General features: G+C 70.3%; 19 protein-coding genes and 1 pseudogene. 13 read left to right on the top strand and 7 right to left on the bottom strand.

Features of this window, described 5'->3' with window-relative positions:
* Positions 1-755 precede the first annotated feature (755 nt).
* Positions 756-953 (bottom strand): hypothetical protein, encoded by a 198-nt coding sequence (locus tag ACZ4UV_RS30580; RefSeq protein WP_467842194.1) that lies wholly within the window; start codon positions 951-953, stop codon positions 756-758.
* Positions 954-965: 12 nt separating this feature from the next.
* Entirely contained in the window at positions 966-1,100 is a 135-nt protein-coding gene (locus ACZ4UV_RS30575) for a hypothetical protein (RefSeq protein ID WP_451021650.1), read from the bottom strand.
* 515 nt (positions 1,101-1,615) lie between these two features.
* Between ACZ4UV_RS30575 and ACZ4UV_RS30570 the strand changes: the two genes are divergently transcribed.
* The 4 genes from ACZ4UV_RS30570 to ACZ4UV_RS30555 all read left to right on the top strand — a co-directional run bounded on the left by ACZ4UV_RS30570 (position 1,616) and on the right by ACZ4UV_RS30555 (position 4,608).
* A complete protein-coding gene (locus ACZ4UV_RS30570) occupies positions 1,616-2,329 on the top strand; it encodes an MBL fold metallo-hydrolase (RefSeq protein WP_451021649.1) in 714 nt (237 codons plus the stop codon).
* A gap of 119 nt (positions 2,330-2,448) precedes the next feature.
* Positions 2,449-3,024 carry a TetR/AcrR family transcriptional regulator gene (locus ACZ4UV_RS30565; protein ID WP_467842190.1) on the top strand — a complete coding sequence of 192 codons (576 nt, stop codon included), beginning with the start codon at positions 2,449-2,451 and terminating at the stop codon, positions 3,022-3,024.
* Positions 3,025-3,610: 586 nt separating this feature from the next.
* On the top strand, positions 3,611-4,291 hold the full coding sequence (locus ACZ4UV_RS30560) for an MBL fold metallo-hydrolase (RefSeq protein ID WP_467842187.1): 681 nt from the start codon (positions 3,611-3,613) through the stop codon (positions 4,289-4,291).
* Complete coding sequence (locus ACZ4UV_RS30555) at positions 4,288-4,608, top strand: hypothetical protein (protein ID WP_451022263.1); 321 nt, start codon at positions 4,288-4,290, stop codon at positions 4,606-4,608. Before ACZ4UV_RS30560 ends, ACZ4UV_RS30555 begins: the two co-directional genes overlap by 4 nt.
* Before the next feature lie 103 nt (positions 4,609-4,711).
* On the opposite strand, the gene ACZ4UV_RS30550 is transcribed toward ACZ4UV_RS30555, so the two are convergent.
* Positions 4,712-5,359, bottom strand: coding sequence for a cysteine hydrolase family protein (locus ACZ4UV_RS30550; protein WP_467842184.1), 648 nt, complete (start codon positions 5,357-5,359; stop codon positions 4,712-4,714).
* A 690-nt stretch (positions 5,360-6,049) separates the two neighbouring features.
* On the opposite strand from ACZ4UV_RS30550, the gene ACZ4UV_RS30545 reads away from it, so the two are divergent.
* The 6 genes from ACZ4UV_RS30545 (at position 6,050) to ACZ4UV_RS30520 (ending at position 11,488) form a co-directional block, all read left to right on the top strand.
* Positions 6,050-7,621 carry a sensor histidine kinase gene (locus ACZ4UV_RS30545; protein ID WP_467842182.1) on the top strand — a complete coding sequence of 524 codons (1,572 nt, stop codon included), beginning with the start codon at positions 6,050-6,052 and terminating at the stop codon, positions 7,619-7,621.
* Positions 7,618-8,025 (top strand): roadblock/LC7 domain-containing protein, encoded by a 408-nt coding sequence (locus ACZ4UV_RS30540; RefSeq protein ID WP_451022266.1) that lies wholly within the window; start codon positions 7,618-7,620, stop codon positions 8,023-8,025. Before ACZ4UV_RS30545 ends, ACZ4UV_RS30540 begins: the two co-directional genes overlap by 4 nt.
* Positions 8,022-8,369, top strand: a complete 348-nt coding sequence (locus ACZ4UV_RS30535) for a DUF742 domain-containing protein (protein ID WP_390035928.1) — start codon at positions 8,022-8,024, stop codon at positions 8,367-8,369. The genes ACZ4UV_RS30540 and ACZ4UV_RS30535 overlap by 4 nt, the downstream gene beginning before the upstream one ends.
* Entirely contained in the window at positions 8,350-8,976 is a 627-nt protein-coding gene (locus tag ACZ4UV_RS30530; protein ID WP_390035930.1) for a GTP-binding protein, read from the top strand. The genes ACZ4UV_RS30535 and ACZ4UV_RS30530 overlap by 20 nt, the downstream gene beginning before the upstream one ends.
* The gene (locus tag ACZ4UV_RS30525) at positions 8,973-10,181 is read left to right on the top strand and encodes a cytochrome P450 (RefSeq protein WP_451022267.1); all 1,209 of its coding nucleotides are present in this window, start codon (positions 8,973-8,975) and stop codon (positions 10,179-10,181) included. Before ACZ4UV_RS30530 ends, ACZ4UV_RS30525 begins: the two co-directional genes overlap by 4 nt.
* 80 nt (positions 10,182-10,261) lie before the next feature.
* Entirely contained in the window at positions 10,262-11,488 is a 1,227-nt protein-coding gene (locus ACZ4UV_RS30520; protein WP_467842175.1) for a cytochrome P450 family protein, read from the top strand.
* Positions 11,489-11,729: 241 nt separating this feature from the next.
* Here ACZ4UV_RS30520 and ACZ4UV_RS30515 read toward each other — a convergent pair.
* Positions 11,730-11,822, bottom strand: a pseudogene (locus tag ACZ4UV_RS30515) (LysR family transcriptional regulator); the annotation flags it as partial.
* A gap of 148 nt (positions 11,823-11,970) precedes the next feature.
* Between ACZ4UV_RS30515 and ACZ4UV_RS30510 the strand changes: the two are divergent.
* Both ACZ4UV_RS30510 and ACZ4UV_RS30505 read left to right on the top strand, forming a co-directional pair.
* A complete protein-coding gene (locus ACZ4UV_RS30510; RefSeq protein WP_390035938.1) occupies positions 11,971-12,960 on the top strand; it encodes an aldo/keto reductase in 990 nt (329 codons plus the stop codon).
* Positions 12,961-13,052: 92 nt separating this feature from the next.
* Entirely contained in the window at positions 13,053-14,222 is a 1,170-nt protein-coding gene (locus ACZ4UV_RS30505; RefSeq protein ID WP_467842172.1) for a PP2C family protein-serine/threonine phosphatase, read from the top strand.
* A gap of 6 nt (positions 14,223-14,228) precedes the next feature.
* On the opposite strand, the gene ACZ4UV_RS30500 is transcribed toward ACZ4UV_RS30505, so the two are convergent.
* Positions 14,229-15,878 (bottom strand): carboxylesterase/lipase family protein, encoded by a 1,650-nt coding sequence (locus ACZ4UV_RS30500; RefSeq protein WP_467842169.1) that lies wholly within the window; start codon positions 15,876-15,878, stop codon positions 14,229-14,231.
* A gap of 232 nt (positions 15,879-16,110) precedes the next feature.
* Between ACZ4UV_RS30500 and ACZ4UV_RS30495 the strand changes: the two genes are divergently transcribed.
* The gene (locus ACZ4UV_RS30495) at positions 16,111-16,896 is read left to right on the top strand and encodes an NPP1 family protein (protein WP_467842166.1); all 786 of its coding nucleotides are present in this window, start codon (positions 16,111-16,113) and stop codon (positions 16,894-16,896) included.
* A gap of 168 nt (positions 16,897-17,064) precedes the next feature.
* Here the strand turns inward: ACZ4UV_RS30495 and ACZ4UV_RS30490 are convergent, their stop codons facing one another.
* Positions 17,065-17,880 carry an SAM-dependent methyltransferase gene (locus tag ACZ4UV_RS30490; protein ID WP_390035946.1) on the bottom strand — a complete coding sequence of 272 codons (816 nt, stop codon included), beginning with the start codon at positions 17,878-17,880 and terminating at the stop codon, positions 17,065-17,067.
* A gap of 120 nt (positions 17,881-18,000) precedes the next feature.
* Entirely contained in the window at positions 18,001-18,237 is a 237-nt protein-coding gene (locus ACZ4UV_RS30485) for a DUF397 domain-containing protein (protein WP_177233215.1), read from the bottom strand.

Here is an 18,237-nt window from a genome sequence, read left to right as displayed (position 1 = left end):
AGATGGGCTTCCAGGCATCCGATCTACATGGGATTGATCGTCGGAGGGCTCTTCTACCTCGTGGAGACCCTGGCCACCGGCGACCCTCTCGGGACTGTACCTTTCGCCGTCGTAATCGGAGCGATCTTCACACTGACCTCCTTTGGTGAGAGGCGCCGAAGGAAGAAGCACAAGCTGCCGGACTGACAACCGGAGAGGTGATGCGGGGCCGGAAGCGGCCCCGCATCACCTCTCATGCCGTTCTCATGCCGTCCACGAACGAAACAAGATCGGTACCATCGATCATCCCTGGACAACGGCCTGCAGAACCCGAGGAGTGTGACGCACCCATCCTCACAGCTGAGTTTGGCCATCTCCTCCAAAACCCCACCCGAGTGCTCCCCCCAGTGGCCGCCCCGTCAACACGTTCCGTGTTTTGTGGGGAGTCTTCTCAGCAGCCTGTCCAGTGGCGCCAGCCATGACAAGGGATCACCCCGAAGGCCGCTTCTGCACAAGACACTGCCGTCCAGCCTCCGGACACGCTGACAGCATCCTGCGCGAGTTCGCGCCACGCACCTGCGACGAACCGGCGTACATGGTGGAGCTGCGGTACGTCGCGACCGCCCATGGCCCGTCCGCCCTACTGGCACCTACTGGTATCCCTTGCACACCGATGCACGGCCGAACAGATCGTGCGCAGTGACGCTCTACAGGTGATTGCGATTCAACAAGCCTCCGCCAACCGGGGCACCCATGTAACGGTGTCAGCAACACGCTCAGAGTTGACACAGAAGTGGCGGGGCAGGGACAGGACGTCCTGCGGCCGCTGCGTCGATACGGTCGTTCTTACGCCGGCCGCCGCGGGAAAGTTCACGCACTCGGCTGGTCGCTGCGGCAGGAACATCGACGACGCTCGCACCGCGGGCGATGAGCCACTGGGCGAGATGCCGGCCCAGGCCGTTGGCATTCTCCACAGCCCACTTCCGCTACGGCCACCGCTTGGCCCAGGCCGGCAGCCGCCGGTAGTCCGCAAGACTGGCCTCGATCCGCATCGACCCGACCTGCTGGTTCGAAGTCTGCACGACGGCGGTGGCGGTATGGGGGGACTTGGGGATCGACATCGAGCAGTATCACGGGACTGGGTTCCTCATGGTCGGACGACAGGGGCAGCCACGGTCGACACGCCGACTTTCGGAACCAACCTGGCCCGGGACACGCCTCTGTTGAGTCAGACCGCGGACGGACGCCGGACCGGCGACATACCCCGGGAGAGCCGGCCCCGAAGAGCGGCAGACGGTTCACGAGTCACCCGGCCCAGCGTCCTACGGCACGCCGCGAGCGGCCAACCCGACCGCGCCCCGCTGCCCCTACACAAGTCGGCGGTTCGCCCGTCGCCCCTTGCGGCGTGCTGCAGCTGATACAGGTCAAGGGCCTGATTCCGGGTTGAGGCGGCGCATACCGGAGAGAGCGATGGGTCAACAATTCGGACCATCGGTGCAATGGCATGCGTCAGCGCGGTATTGCCAATCCAAGACTGCACCCCGTAACCTCACACCCGTGAGGTTACGGCCGTGAGGTTGCTGAGGCGCGCGGTCACTGCAGGTACATCCAGCCGGTTTGGCCAAGGGAGACCGAAATGAAGATCGTTGATGTGCGCCCCGACCTGCGCATGGTGCTCGACGATGGGCCCGGACAGGCCTACCTACTGCGCCGCGGGTCGAACGCGGTGCTGGTCGACACCGGCATCGCCGGGCAAGGCAAAGTCATCACCGAGGCGTTGCGTGGTTGGGGCCTGGACCGGGAGTCGCTGACCCACGTGGTCCTGACGCACTGGCATCCCGACCATGCCGGGTCGGCTGCCGAACTGGCCGCCTGGCCCAACGTTCGCGTCTGGGCACACCGCAACGATGCCCCGATCATCCGCGGCAGCAGTTACAGCTCGCTTCCCGCCCTCACCCACGCCGAGGAGGAGTTCTACGCCCACATCGCCGGCACCATCCCCGACGCCGCGCCTTCTCGTGTCGACCGCGAGCTCGACGACGACGAGATCCTCGAGGAGATCGACGCCCGCGTCCTGTCGACTCCCGGCCACACCGACGGCAGCATCGCCTTGCACTTCCCGAACGAGGCTGTCCTGTTCACCGGTGACATTGCCACCGAGCAAGGGGGCCAAGTCGTACTCGGGCCGTTCAACCTCGACCGGGCGCAGGCCCGTGAATCCTTCCGGCGCTTCGCCGACATCGACACCGACACCGTCTGCTTCGGCCACGGTCAGCCGCTACGCGGCGAGGACACTGCCTTGCTGCGCGAAGCGGCCACCGCCAACGAGGTTCCCGACCCTCTCGGCTGACCCGCGCTCCGCTCGCGCCGAACCGGCATCGGCGTAAGGTTACGGCTGTGAGTAAAGCGGCTACCGGGAGCAGACAACGCAACCCCCGGGGTGCGGGGCAGGCCCTACGCGGCGACATCGTGTCGGCCGCCCGAGAGATCCTCATCGAGGACGGCTACGCGAGCTCGGTGAGCCTGCGTGGGCTGGCACGGCGGATCGGCATTGCACCCCAGTCGATCTACCTGCATTTCGCAGGCCCGGACGAGATCGTGCAGGCCGTCACCGTCGAGACCTTCGCCCAGCTAGGCCGCTTCATCGCGGATGCGAAGGAAGGAATCGAGGCACCCCGGGACCGGCTCATCGCCGGCTGCCGCGCCTACATGGCATTCGGACTTGACAACCCGAATCTGTACGGACTGCTCTTCCAGCGCAACCGGCTCCTTCGCGGAACGGAACCCCGCCCCACCCCCGCGGACGCACCGGACTCCCGCAACCCCGACGCCGGGCCGTTCGCCTACCTCATGGAAAGCCTCCGACTCTGCGTCGCCGACGGATCCTCCGAGGTGACAGACGTCTTTTCCACCGCAACGCAGTTGTGGGCGGCCATGCACGGCTTTGTTCTGTTGCGCAACGGCTACCAGTTCCCCTGGCCGGACCTTGCCCGAGCCGAGGTTGAGCTCATCAGCTCCATCGCGAGACTCCGCAAGACCGACTGACAAGACCGCGGTTCTCATTCTCACCGTTTCAAAGCGCGTCCCCCCTGGCCGTGCGGACGGTCCTGGCTTTCTGACCCCCTCGCGCAGGACAAGCAGCACGGCGTCCAGGCGCAGCGCCGCCAGGCCGTGGCGGTCCACCCGGACAGGCAGTGGGTCCCACGGATTGAGCTGTGTGCCGCCGGTGGCGCAGTCCGGGTAGGTCACGCCGGCCGCCAGCAGTCCGCGCCGTACCGCAGCGGGCTCGCCGGTGAACGGCGCCACACCCTCCAGCGCGGTGGCGATGTGGTCGGCGAGCATCCCGGCGCACTCCTGGGCGACCGCCGGCAGGAGCGCATCGCGGCCGCGGAAGTGACGGTACGCCGCGGCCGACGAGAGGCCTGCGCACCGCTGGACCTCACGCAAGACATAGCACCAGAGCCTCCCGCGCATACCGGGTCGACCGCCTCGCAGCCCAGGCGATCGGCCAGGGGTTTGCGGATCGCGGCCGGCTCAGCCCTTTCGTCCGCCGATCCAGTCGCCACTGCCAACTCCTTCCGGCAGAGCGACGCAAGTAAGCACTGACAACAACACCTCGGAGGCCACCACCATGGACATCCACCCGATCAAGGACGGTATATCCACCGCCTACCTCGTCATCGACGACGGCACGGCGATGCTCGTGGACGCCGCCACCCCGGCTCTCGCGCCCAAGGTGCTCGCCAAGCTCACCGAGACCCACGCCAAGCTGCACCTGATCGTGCTGACACATTTCCACTACGACCACGTCGGCGCTGCCGACGCCCTGCGCGAGGCCACCGGCGCCCGCGTAGCCATCCACCATGCCGATGCCGGCGCGCTGCACGCCGGCGGCCAGCTGCACGTGACCCCGCGGCGACCCCTTGGCCGCGTACTGGCCCCCAGCGTCATGCGCGGGTTGAAAGCACCGGTCACCCCTGACATCGAACTGGACGACGATGAGGACCTCACCCAGCACGGCGGCATCGGCCGGTCCTTCTGGACCCCCGGCCACACCCCCGGCTCGGCGAGCGTGCAACTGCCCACCGGCACCGTCCTGGCCGGGGACGCCTTCGGCGAGGCCCTTTTCCCGCGGCACGGCGCCGAACGCCCGCTGTTCGCCGACGACCTGGACACAGCCCGGCGAAGTCAGCTCGCCATCATCGACGCCGCCGGCGGCGACGTACGCGTCGCGCACTTCGGTCGCCTGCAGGAACGCTCACTGGCCAAACTGGCTCAGCGTCTGCGGAGCGCCAACACACAGCCGGCATGAGCCGCACCCTTCCGACCAGGTGCTCCAGCCGGCAAACCCACCACATCGCCAAGACCACCCGGGCGATCCGCGAAGGTCCTCGACCTCACCGGCGCCCACCCGGCACACTCCCCCACCACGCCGCCTACCTCCACCAGCGCACCGCCGACCGCATCGGAAGCCTCGCCCGCCTCATCCGCCAAGCAGCCATCGCCGCCATCTGCGACGGCACCGAACGCATCACCAAGAAAACACTCGCCGCCATCCACCTCGACCAGCTCGCCGAGGAAGCCAGACGCCCCCGCACGCGCACGCGCCAACCGTCCACAACGGCATGATGCGGGCATGAAGAAGCCCACGGACACGCCAGCCGACGAGGAGTTCGCTGCCCTCTTCGGCCGGGTCCGGGACGTCCTGGTCCAGGTACCGGCGGCGCCCCCCTCAGTGCATCAGGTCGAACAGTTCGTCCGTCGACAGCAAAGCATGGGCGAAGAAGCGGTAGTTGATCACGGCTGCCTGATAACCGTCGCCCCAGACCGGGTGTCGGGGTCCAGCTGTTGCATCCCTGACCACGGCGACTTCAAACCCCTCCTCCATGAGGTGGCGCATATGGGACTCAACGCACATGTTCGCCAACATCCCACCAAGAATAATTCCTTGAATTTTTCGCTTGCGCAATTGTAGTACCAGGTCGTTGGTTTCCGGCCCGAATACCTTGTGCGGGCTTGCGACCACCGTTCTACCGTCCTCGATATAGGGTTTGAAGCGCTCCAGCCAGTCCGCCCCGGAGTTCCGGAATCCCGCCAGATCGAGCTGTCCCGCCCGTGCGAAGGTACGTGTCTCCAGTTCGTTCGCCTCCAGCGGACCGTTCATTCGCCAACCGTTGTCGGTCGGGTAGAAGTAATGGGGCGAGATGAAGACCTCGTATCCGGCCGCCTTCGCCACCTCGAAGATTCTCTCCATATTCTCGACGGTCCTGTTTTCTGTGACGCTCGCCCCCACCGCGTCCCAGTTCGCTCCGTCCTCGCTCAGCACGTCGTTCTGTGGATCAATGAACACAACTGCCGTGTCGGTCTTATTGAATTCCACTTGCCCGCTCCTCATGCGGTTAACAGGCCACTGGCCTGATGGGCATTGGTGCAGCGGGTGCCCTTCTGGAGCGCATTTCGGTCCGGTGACCAGTGGTTTTTCCACGTGCACCCTGGAGCCCGCGCCCCGAGGAGGCGCTGTCCCCGCCATTTCGGCTCTCCGTCCACTTTGCCCCATCGCGGGACCTTCTGCATCGGTGAGCCACCTCGGCCGCTGCAGCCATCCGGAGGTGTCAACGGCCGTGGGGAGGGGGATACGAGTGGCTGCTCGCCGGCACCACCGACGGCGAACGGATCCGCGCCGGGCTGCCCGGCGACGGTCGGCGACAGAACCGGAACGGGCGGCCATGGCACCGCCAGCGATGTCGCGATCGCCTGGCCGCCGGGCCGCGCGCCGCTCGTCGCGGCCGTCCTCTCCGCCCACGCCGGCGCCGCCGCCGAGGCCGACTCTGCGCTGGTCAGTAAGGCCGCGGCGATCGTGGCGGACGCCTTCGGGCGGGGCGGCGCACAAGATCGCTCACAGCCGGAGCACAGCAAGTCACCTTCCCGGCAGCGGGTTTTCCGCGATGAGACCGGAACCGTTCTGTTTCGATCACGAACTCTCGTATAGTGACGCCCAGTTCAGCACCGAGCGTCACACCTCCTTCACCGGACTCACATCCCTTCCTGCTCCGAGGACCAGACCGGACCGATGACCGCGCCCACGCATCCCGGCGAACGACCTTCCCTGCGTACGCTCGTTCCGACCTTCGCGCTGACCGCGGTGGTGTCGGCCCTCGCGGTCGTCGCCGCGGCGGCCGCCGCGCCGCACTCGGTACGCACGCCCCTCGCCCTCGGCGCGAGCGCGGCCGCCCTGCTGCTGTGCGCGGCGGTGACCTGGGCCGTGCACGCGGCGCGGGCCGCCCGCGCCGCCCGGCGCCGGCTGGAGGCGGTGAGCCAGGACATCGGGCGGCTCCTCCAGCAGCAGGCCCGGACCACCGAGGAGGCCCGCCAGGAGCAGCAGCGGCTGATCGACGAACTGGCCCAGCAGCGCAGCGAGTTCGCCGACTCCTTCGAGCAGGAGCGGGCGCGGATCCACCAGGACAGCGGCCAGGAACTGGACTGGTACCGGCAGGAGAACACCCGGCTCACCGACGAACTGGAGCGTGCCCTGCGGGAACGCGCCGCCGCGATCGCCGCCGCCGGCAACGCGGCCGGAAGGATGCAGGCCCTGGCCACCGCCACCCTCGCCGACCTGCGGGCCATGGAGGACCGGCACACCGACGAGGACGTGCTCGCCGACCTGCTCCAACTCGACCACCGCACCGCCCAGGCGGGCCGGCTCGCCGACTCCATCGCCGTGCTCACGGGGGCGCGTTCCGGTCGCCGCTGGGCCCGTCCGATCAGCATGGAGTCGATCCTGCGCGGCGCGATGGGCCGCATCAGCGGCTACCGCCGGGTGCGGGTGCACTCGGTGAGCGAGACGGCCGTCGCCGGACACGCCGCCGAGGGTGTCATGCACGCGCTTGCCGAACTCCTCGACAACGCGGCCAACTTCTCGCCCCCCACGGCCGAGGTCCACGTGTACGTGGAGGAGGTGCCGGCCGGGGTCATCGTGTCCGTGGAGGACAGCGGGCTGGTGATGGGCGACGTGCAGCTGCGCCGCGCCGAGCGGGCGGTCGCCGGTGACAGCACCGAGCTGGGCGGTCTCACCGGCACCCGGCTGGGGCTCGCGGTGGTGGGCCGGCTGGCCCGCAAGCACGGTCTGAAGGTGTCGTTCCGGCCGTCGGCGCGCGGCGGCACCGGGGTGCTGATGCTGGTCCCGCAGGACCTGCTGACCCGCCCCGTCGCCGACGAACCCGCGGCCGCCACGGAGTCGGCGGCAGAGCCGGCCCAGCCGGTGCCGGTCGCGGCGGACCCCGTACCCGTGCACGAGTCCGCCGCCGAGCCGGACGAGGACGAGGAAGGGCCCACCGGGCTGCCCAGGCGGCGCCGCGGCCGGACCCTCGCCGAGGCCGAGCGCCGGTCGGCGCCCCAGCCTGCGGAGCCGCGCCCCGCGCCCGCCGCCGCGGACGCCCAGGTCCGTGCCGCCCGCTTCAACAGCTTCCGGCAGGCCGTCCGCCCGGCCGCACACGACTCGGACTCCGCAGGCGCGGCCGACGAGCCGACCGCCCCGTACGCCCCCACCCCCGCGCACGACCCGGCCCCCGCGCCCCACCCGGAGTCCGGTCCAGAGCCCACGTCCCACCCGCATGCGTACCCGGAAGGCGACCCCACTTCATGACCGGCAGGACCACCGCCGACTCCAAGCTCACCTGGCTCATCGAGGGCCTCCTGGAGCGCACCCCCGGGGCGCGGCACGCCCTGGTGCTCTCCCGTGACGGGCTGAAACTCTGCCGTACCCCGGAGCTCTCCGTCGACCAGGCCGACCAGCTCGCGGCGATCGCCGCCGGCATCCAGTCGCTGTCGCACGGGGCCTCCGTCGAGTTCGGCGACGGCAGCGGCGGCGTGCGGTCGGCGATGACCGAGTTCTACGGGGGCGTGCTGTTCATCGTGGAGGCCGGCGAGGGCGCCCATCTGGCCGTGGTGACCAGCGAGGACGCCGACCCCGGGCTGGTCGGGCACAACATGAGCGAACTGGTCGAGCAGCTCGGCGAGTACCTGACCGCCCAGCCCCGTACGTCATGAGCCGCCCGGGCAGGGACGACGCGCCCGACCGCCTGTACACCATCACCGGCGGCCGCAGCGGCACCGGCCCCGACAGCCCCTTCGACCTGGTCACCCTGGTCGTCGCCGAGTCGGAGCCGACGCCCGGCATGCAGTCGGAACACGCGGCGATCCTGCGCCTGGCCGAGTTCCCGACCTCGGTGGTGGAGCTCGCCGCGGAGCTGAAGCTGCCGGTGAGCATCACCAAGGTCCTGCTGGGCGACCTGCAGGCGGCCGGCCGGGTCAGCGCCCGCCACCCCTACCGGCCGGCCATCACCGACCCCGACATCCTGGAGCAGGTGCTCGTTGGACTCCGCAACCTCTGACGCGCGCACCCCGTTGGGTGCCTCCGCCGACAACGGTTTCAAGATCGTTGTCGTGGGCGGCTTCGGCGTCGGCAAGACCACTCTGGTCCGCTCGGTCAGCGAGATACGTCCCCTCAACACCGAGGAGACGATGACCCAGGCCGGCGAGGGAGTCGACGACATCCGGGAGGTGCGCGGCAAGTCCGCGACCACCGTCGCCTTCGACTTCGGCCGGATCACCCTGGACGCGCGCAACGTGCTGTACCTGTTCGGGGCGCCGGGCCAGGAGCGGTTCTGGTTCCTGTGGGACCGGCTGTTCTCCGGCACCCTCGGCGCGGTGGTGCTCGTCGACACCCGGCGGATCGGCGACTCCTGGTACGCCATCGACCGGCTGGAGAAGCACGGCACCCCGTTCATCGTGGCCTGCAACGACTTCGGCGGCCCCGTGCACACCCCCGGGGACGTCCGGCACGCCCTCGACCTGGACCCGCACGTCCCGCTGGTCAACTGCGACGCCCGCTCCCGGGAGTCCGGCAAGCAGGTGCTGATCACGCTCGTCCAGCACGTCAAGAACCGGTACGCCGGCCCGTCCGCACCGGCCGACCTGCCCCGACAGGAGTTCGTGTGACCCCCGATGCAGTGCCGCTCGGCGGCCCCCGGTTCCAGACCGAACCGGCGCGTCTGTACCGCGAGATGCGGCGCGACCACGGTGCCGTCACCCCCGTCGTGCTCGACGGGGACGTGCCGGCCTGGCTGGTGGTCGGCTACCGCGAGCTGCACCAGGTGACCGGGGACCCGGTGCTGTTCAGCCGGGACTCGGACCTGTGGAACCAGTGGGACATGATCCCCGAAGACTGGCCGCTGCTGCCGATGATCGGCCGCAAGCAGCCGTCGATCCTCTACACGGTCGGCGAGCGGCACCGCGAGCGGGCCGGGATGATCAGCGACGCGCTGGAGGCCGTCGACCCGTTCGACCTGCGCGGGCACGCCGAGCGGTTCGCGGACGAGCTGATCGACGGGCTGTGCACGAGCGGCGAGGCGGACCTGATCGGCCAGTACGCGATGCTGCTGCCGGTACGGGTGCTGGCCCGGCTGTACGGCTTCCCCGACGAGGAGGGCCCCGGTCTGGTCACCGCGCTCAACGACATGATCGACGGGCGCGAGCGGGCGATCGCCGGGCAGCAGCATCTGGGTTCGTCCATGGCGCAGTTGCTGGCCGACCGGAAGGCGGACCCGGCCGACGACGTCGTGTCGCGGATGCTCCAGGACAAGAGCGGCTTCACCGACGAAGAGATCATGCAGGACCTGATGGTCATGATGGCGGCCGGGCACCAGCCGACCGCCGACTGGATCGGCAACTCGCTGCGGCTGATGCTCACCGACGACCGCTTCGCCGCCTCCCTGTTCGGCGGCCGCAACAGTGTCGCCGAGGCGATGAACGAGGTGCTGTGGGAGGACACCCCCAGCCAGAACATCGCCGGCCGCTGGGCGTCCCGCGACACCCAGCTGGGCGGCCGCCGGATCCGCGCCGGTGACCTGCTGATCCTCGGCCTGCAGGGCGCCAACTCCGATCCGCAGGTGCGCACCGACGCCTCCGCGCTGACCGGCGGCAACAACGCGCACTTCTCCTTCGGGCACGGCGAGCACCGCTGCCCGTTCCCCGCCCAGGAGGTCGCCGAGGTGGTCGCGCGGACCGGTATCGAGGTCGTCCTCGACCGGCTCCCGGACATCGACCTCGCGGTGCCCGCCGACTCCCTCACCCGCAGGCCCTCGCCGTGGCTGCGGGGGCTGACCGAACTGCCCGTCAGGTTCACGCCCGTACCCGCCCTCTGATCCGCACCTCCGCATCGACAGACCGGCGCAGCACACCGAATGGCGCAGTTACCCGACCCTGCCCTGGGAGGCACGTCACGATGACGACCGGTACCGAACAAGCCCGGATCGCCCTCGACCCCTTCGTCACCGACCTCGACGGCGAGAGCGCGCGGCTGCGCGCCGCCGGTCCGCTCGCCGCCGTGGAGCTGCCCGGCGGGGTGCCCGTCTGGGCGGTCACCCGGCACGCCGAGGCCAAGGCGCTGCTCACCGACCCGCGCCTGGTCAAGGACATCAACGTGTGGGGTGCCTGGCAGCGCGGGGAGATCGCGCCGGACTGGCCGCTGATCGGCCTTGCCAACCCCGGCCGTTCGATGCTGACCGTCGACGGAGCCGACCACCGCAGGATGCGCACGCTGGTCGCGCAGGCGCTCACCCCGCGCCGGGTGGAGCAGATGCGGGAGCGGATCCAGAAGCTCACCCAGGATTTGCTGGACGCGCTCCCCGCGGACGACGGGACCGTCGACCTCAAGGCGGCCTTCGCCTACCCGCTGCCCATGTACGTGGTCGCCGACCTGATGGGCATCGACGACGCCGAACTGCCGCGTCTGAAGGTGCTGTTCGAGAAGTTCTTCTCGACCCAGACGCCGCCGGCGGAGGTCGTCGCGACCCTCACCGAGCTGGCGGGGATCATGGCGGCGACGGTCGCCGCCAAGCGGGCCGAGCCCGGCGACGACCTCACCAGCGCGCTGATCCTGGCCTCCGAGGACGGCGACCACCTCACCGACGAGGAGATCGTCTCCACCCTCCAGCTGATGGTGGCGGCCGGCCACGAGACGACGATCTCCCTCATCGTCAACGCGGTGGTCAACCTCTCCACCCACCCCGAGCAGCGGGCCAAGGTGCTCTCCGGCGAGGTGGACTGGTCGGCGGTGGTCGAGGAGACCCTGCGCTGGTCCACCCCGACCTCGCACGTGCTGATCCGGTTCGCCACCGAGGACGTGCCGGTCGGCGACAAGGTGCTCCCGGCGGGCGACGCGCTGATCGTGTCGTACGCCGCGATCGGCCGTGACGAGGAGGCGCACGGGCCGAGCGCCGGGGAGTTCGACATCACCCGGGAGTCGCCGAACCGGCACATCTCCTTCGGGCACGGCCCGCACGTGTGCCCGGGTGCGGCGCTCTCCCGGCTGGAAGCGGGCGTCGCGCTGCCCGCGCTGTACGACCGCTTCCCCGGCCTGGACCTCGCGGTACCCCCGTCCGAGCTCCGCAACAAGCCGGTGGTCACCCAGAACGACCTCTTCGAGCTGCCGGTCCGGCTGAATCCCTGAGTTTGCCGTCGGTCGGCTGCTGCACCGTCGTGGCTGGTCGCGCAGTTCCTCCCCCAGCCTTCGGCCGGGGGTACCCCCAGCGCCCCTTCAGGGGCGCTTGCTCAGCGGGTGTGCACCGAGTACGACCTGGCTCCCGTGCCGGCCAGCCGGCCGCCGTCGACGATCAGGTACTCGTCGCGGATCGGCCGGCCGGCCAGCCAGGACTCCAGGATCTCCCGGGTGCCGGCCGCGTAACGGGCCGGGAAGGCTGCGAGACGTGGCAGGCGGCGGCCGCCCGGGCGAAGTGCCGCTCCCGGGCGAGCGCGACGAGGTATTCGAGCTGGCGCAGCAGCATGCGGCCTCCGCGGGAGGTCTCGGCGACGGTTCGGCGTACGGCTCCGGGTCCAGGTGTACCGGATGGGCGGCGCCCGTTTGACTTCGAGTGCTCTTCAAGTCGTAGCGTCCATGACGAGAACGAGTCAGCGGGAAAGGCTGGGAGTCACATGCGACAGCGCAATCTGCGGGATCTTCGGGTGAGCAGCATCGGCCTCGGCTGCATGGGCATGTCCGCCTTCTACGGCACCGCAGACCAGGACGAGGGCGTGCGGACCATCCACCGCGCGCGGGAACTCGGCGTCACCTTCCTCGACACCGCGCAGCTCTACGGACCGCTCACCAACGAGTCGCTGGTCGGCGAGGCGATCCGGGGACACCGGGACGAGTACGTGATCGCCACGAAGTTCAACTACCGGATGGACGACGCCGTCCCCGGTGACATGAGCAGCATCGGCCCGCAGGACGGCTCGGCCGAGCACGTCCGCAGCTCGATCCACGGCTCGCTGCAGCGTCTGGGCACCGACCACATCGACCTGTACTACCAGCACCGCGTCGACCCGAACGTGCCCATCGAGGAGACCGTGGGCGCCCTGGCCGAGCTGGTCGCCGAGGGCAAGGTGCGGCACATCGGGCTGAGCGAGGCGAGCGCCGAGACGATCCGGCGCGCCAACGCCGTGCACCCGATCGCGGCCGTGCAGACCGAGTACTCGCTGTGGACCCGGGACCCGGAGGACGAGGTGCTGCCCGCCTGCCGGGAGCTGGGCATCGGTTTCGTGCCGTACTCGCCGCTGGGCCGCGGCTTCCTCGCCGGCCGGTTCACCTCCCCGGACGACCTCGACGCGAACGACTGGCGCCGCACCGGTCCCCGCTTCACCGGCGACAACCTGGAGGCGAACCAGCGGCTGGCCGCCAAGGTGAAGGAGATCGCCGCCGAGAAGGACGTGACCCCGGCCCAGTTGGCCCTCGCCTGGGTGCTGGCCCAGGGCGACGGCATCGTGCCGATCCCGGGCACCAAGCGCGTCGGCTACCTGGAGCAGAACGCGGGCGCGGTCGACGTGGAGCTCACCAAGGAGGACCTGGCCCGGATCGAGGCCGAGGTGCCCCGGGCGGCGGGCGAGCGCTACGACGAGGCCGGGATGCGGTCCGTGAACCTCTAGGGAGCAGGACACCTCCCCGGGTGCCGTGCGGCCTCCGGGGAGCCGTCCGGCTCGCGGTGGCCGGTCGCCAGGCGGTGGCGCACGCTGGTGGCATGAGCAAGCTGCAGGACTGTGCGACGGGGCTGCGGCGGTCGTGGCAGTCGTCGCACGCGCTGCTGTTGCTCCCTGTCCTGCTCATCGTGGTGATCACGGTGGCGGACCTCCGCACGCCGGAGGACATCCATCTGGGCCCCGCCCTGGTCATCGCACCGGCGCTCACCCCGTCCTTCGCGGGACCCCGGGCGACCGCGCTGGTCGGGGCGCTGGCGGTGGCCGCCCAGGTGGTGATCGCCGTGTTCCACGGCGGGCTGGCCACCGCCAACCACATCGTGCAGATCGTCACGCTGGCGGTGCTCTCGGTGATCGTGGTGGTCTACAGCGCGGTCCGCGAGCGGCGCCGCGCCCAGCTGGCCCAGGTCCGCACGGTCGCCGAGGCCGCGCAGCACGTCCTGATGTGGCCGCTGCCCGAGCACATCGGCCCGCTGCGGATCGCCTCGCTGTACCTGGCCGCCGAGGACGAGGCGCAGATCGGCGGTGACCTGTACGCGGCCACCCGCTGCAACGACGAGGTCCGGGTTCTCATCGGCGACGTCCGGGGCAAGGGCCTGTCCGCGATCGGCGAGGCGGCACTGCTGCTGAGCGCCTTCCGGGAGTCCGCCCACCGGCATGTCACCCTGCCGGACCTCGCCGCCGCCCTGGAGCAGAGCGTGCAGCGGTACGCGGCGGACCTGGAGCCGCCGGAGGAGGCGGGCGAGCGGTTCGCCACCGCGTTGCTGGTCGAGATCCCCGACGAGGACCCGGTCACCCGGATGACCAGCTCCGGCCATCTGCCGCCCCTGCTGCTGAGCCCGGGGCACGTGGTCACCGTGCCGAGCCTGCACCCGTCGCCGCCGCTCGGTGTGCCCGGGGCGGGCAGCACCGAGCGCATCCTGGACGTGTTCTCGTTCGAGCCCGGTGACACCCTGCTGCTGTACACCGACGGTGTCGTCGAGGCCCGGGACGCGCAGGGCCGCTTCTACCCGCTCGCGGAGCGGGTCGCGCAGTGGACGGACGTCGCTCCGGAGGCGCTGATGCACCACATCCGGCGGGACCTGCTGGCGCACGCGGGCGGCCGCCTCGGCGACGACGCGGCCCTGATCGCCCTGCACCGCACCCTGGCCGTGCACCGCCGTCACCACCACAGCGTCCTCGGCCACGGTTCGGCGCGGGCCCAGCAGGCGTGACGGGCGTCAGAACTCCGTGGCCTGCGACTCCAGATACCTCTTCAGGAAGGTGAGCTTCGCGTCGCTGTCGGCCAGCGCGAGCGTGCCGGGGTTGCCTCCGAGTTCCATGGTCTGCGGGGTGTCGGTGGCGAGGGCGGGCCAGGTGGGCAGGGAGTTGCCGTTCGGGTCGCCGGTGGCGGCGAAGCGGGCGACGTAGGCGGCAATGGTGTCGGCGGTGTCGTAGTCCTTGGCGGTCCAGGGGCGGCCGGTGTTGTAGAGGTAGCCGAGCAGGTAGTAGACGTCCGAGCCCTCGAAGGCGCCGGTCGCGGCGGTGCCGATGACCGGGTTGGTGTCGTCGTACCCGGGCGGGACCCGGGTCCAGAAGTAGGTGTGCACGGCACTGGAGTCGGCGGCCGTGTCCTTGAACTGGGTCGCCCACAGGAAGGCGGAGACGCGTTCCTCGTCCCGGGCGTAGGCGCTGAACTGCTGGGCGGCCGCCGTGTCGCCGTCCGCCGGATACAGGTCCAGGAAGGTGTCCGCGAGCCCCAGCGGGCCGAATTCGGAGCGGGCGTAGGCCTGGAACGCGTCGAGGGTCAGCTTCAGGTCGGGTGAGGCGCCGTTCGCGTCCTTGCAGACGCCGGTCAGCACGGGCACGTCGGTCTCGGCGCGGGCCTCCAGGACGGCGGTGTAGGCGTCGGGCAGGACGTGTCCGTCGAGGACGTGGCCGAAGTCGGCGGCGGTGTCGGCGGCGGCTCCGCCGACGATGTCGTCGGCGTCCAGCGCGCGCAGGCCGGCGAGATCGGCGGCGCCCAACCGGGCGGCGAAGTCGGCGCCGTCGGCCTCGGCGGCGGCGAGGGTCCGGTAGCGGCCGGGCCCCCGGGCGAGGGCCGGGTCCTTCGTGTACCGGACTCCCGAGGAGAGCAGCGCGCGGTGGTAGAGGCCCCTGGCCTGCCGGGACGCGAGCAGGATGTGCACGATGGACGCGCCGAGTGCCCAGCCCGCCAGGGTGACCCGGTCCGGGTCGCCGCCGAACGCGGCGATGTTCCGCCGGACCCACTCCAGCGCCGCCACGACGTCCAGGATCCCCCAGTTGCCGGAGCCGCCGTACGCGGACTCGGCGGTGAGCTCGGGGTGGGACAGCCCGCCGAGCGGGCCGACGCGGTAGTCGAGGGTGACGACGACCAGGCCCTTGGACGCGAGCAGGGAGCCGTTGTAGATCTCCTGGCCCGACCACAGGGCCCGATCGCCGCCGTACAGCCAGACCAGGACGGGGCGGCTGTCTCCCGAACCCGTGGCCGCCGTCCAGATGTTGAGGTTCAGACAGTCCTCACCGAACGCGGGCACCTGGTCGGCGGGGACGCCCGTGACCGGCTGCGGGCAGGCGGGGCCCCAGGAGTCGGCGGCGCGGACGCCGTCCCAGGCGGGGGCCGGCTGCGGCGGGCGCCAGCGGTTGGCGCCGGCGGTGGTGTCCGCGTACGGGATGCCCTTGTAGACGGTGACGCCGCGCAGGCCGCCCTGGACTCCGGTGACCTGGCCGGACTCCGTGGATATCACTGTGGCGGCCGCGGTCTTCGCTTCCGCTGGTGTGGGCAGCGTGCCGAGCAGCCCGGCCGCGGCGGCGGCGCCGAGGAAGCCGCGCCGGTTCAACGGGGCCGAAGGCATGTCTGTGTCGCTCACGGGGGTTCCCTCTCGGGTGGTGGGGGGCGGAAGGACCGACGAGCAGCCTGGCCCCGGTCACACCCTGCGGCAACCACATCCGGGGGACTCACAGCACGTCAACAGCGTCTGACAGCAACCGAGTCGGGCGAGCTGTTCAATTGTCTTTGGGTCAAAGTTAAGTCGTAAGGGTGGTCGTCGGCAGGAGCCGACTGCGAGACTCCGCTGCGCCTTCCACCGACAGGGAGTCCCCATGACCGAACTGCAGTCCCCCACCCGCAGACGGCCGCTCCGCAAGGCCCTCGCCGCAGCTTTCGGCGCGCTCGCGCTGGTCGTCGCCGTGCCCGCCACCGCGCACGCCGACGTCCTGACGCTGCTGCCGCAGAACGCCGACGGTTTGGAGCAGACGTTCTCCCCGGCCTACGACTACGACGGCGACGGCTGCTACGCCACCGCGGCCATCGGCGCCGACGGCACCATCAACCCCGGTCTGAAGCTCGGCGGCGACGTCAACGGCCACTGCCACGACTACGCGCAGCTCGCCAACGCCAACACCTACTCGCGCGAGAAGTGCAACAACGGCTGGTGCGCAGTGATGTACGCCAGCTACTTCGAGAAGGACCAGGCGACGTACGGGCCGTTGGCCATCGGGCACCGGCACGACTGGGAACACGTGATCGTGTGGACCCAGAACAACCAGGTGCAGTACGTCTCGGTGTCCCAGCACAGCAGCTACCTGGTGCAGCCGGCCTCGGCGATCCGGTTCGACGGCACCCACCCGAAGATCGTCTACCACAAGGACGGCCTGTCCACCCACGACTTCCGGTTCGCCAACTCCAACGACGACCCGCCGGAGAACGTGACCGGCGGCTGGTTCTTCCCGCGCCTGGTGGGCTGGGACGGCTACCCGGCGGGCTACCGCGACAAGCTGATGAACGCGGACTTCGGCGAGGCCACCATCAAGATCAAGGACGGCTCGTTCAACGCCAACCTGGGGTACTCCATGCCGTCCGGCATCTCGTTCGACCCGAACGCCTGAGCAGGGCGGGGCCCGGCCCTCGGGGCGGATGCCTTCGGGAAGGTCCTCGTGCGGGACCCCGACCTCCGTGGCGCCGTCCGCCCCGGTACGGGTGACCGTCACCGGTACCCCGTGGAACGACCGTGCCGGGGCCCGGAAGGTGAGCCGGGCCCCGGCACGGAACCCGTGCTACGGCTTGCGGGCGACCGCTCCGTACATCGCGATGTCCTCGTCGCGGATGCCCTGTTCGCCGGTGCCGTCCGGGTGCCACTTGTGGACCTGGACGATGCCCGGCTCGACCAGCTCCAGGCCCTCGAAGAACTCGTGGGCCTCGTCGATGGTGCGCAGCCGCATCGGCATGTTGCGGGCCGCGTACTCGCGGGCGACCCGGCCCACCTCCTCGGGCGCGAACTCGGCGGTGCCGATGGACATCGCCAGGTAGCTGCCGGACGGCAGCGGTTCGAGCAGCCGCCGTACGACACCCACGGCGTCGTCCGCGTCGAGCATGAAGTGGACGATGGCGATCACCGTGAGGGCGACCGGCTTGTCCAGGTCCAGGGTCTCGCGGAGCTCGGGGGCGTCGAAGAGGTCCGCCAGGTCCCGGAAGTCGGCCTCGATGTACGCCGTCCGGCCCTCGGGCGTGCTGGAGAGCAGGCCCTGGGACAGGGTGAGGACGATGGGGTCGTTGTCCACGTAGACGACCCGGGAGTCCGGGGACACCGACTGGGCTATCTCGTGGAGGTTCGGGGAGGTGGGGATGCCGGTCCCGACGTCCAGGAACTGGCGCATCCCCGCCTCTTCGGCGAGCCAGCGTACGGCGCGGTTCATCCAGTCGCGGTTGGCGCGCATGTGGATCGGGAGCGCGGGCCACTCCCGGGACATCGCGTCGCCCGCCTCCTGGTCGGCGGGGTAGTAGTCCTTGCCGCCCAGGATGTAGTCGTAGATCCGTGCGGAGTGCGCGTTCTCGGTGTCGATGCGGTCGGCCGGCCATCCGTTGTCGGGCAACGCCGTGTCTCCCATTCAGGTGAGGGATGCGGGGGTGTTCGGGGGGCTGCGCTGTGGTGCGTCGGGGGTGGGGGGTTGGTTGAACGATCAGCCATAGCAAGGAAGTTCCGGGAGATCCGATCACATCAGGAAGTCGGCGTCACCCGCCTTCACTCCGGACAGGAAACTCGTCATCTCACGGGGCGTGAAGACCAGCGCCGGTCCGTCGGGGTCGGTCGACTGGCGTACCGCGACCCGGCCGTCGGCGAGCTTCTTCACTTCGACGCAGGCGCCGCCGGCGTCGTCGCTCCACGGCTTGGACCAGCCGCGAGCGCCGAGTTGCCGGGACGGGATGCCGTTGCGTATGGGGTGGTGCAC

Source organism: Streptomyces sp. NPDC028289 (genome assembly GCF_055565975.1).
Note: the sequence above shows the minus strand (reverse complement) of the source record. Positions and strands in the feature narration are given on the sequence as shown.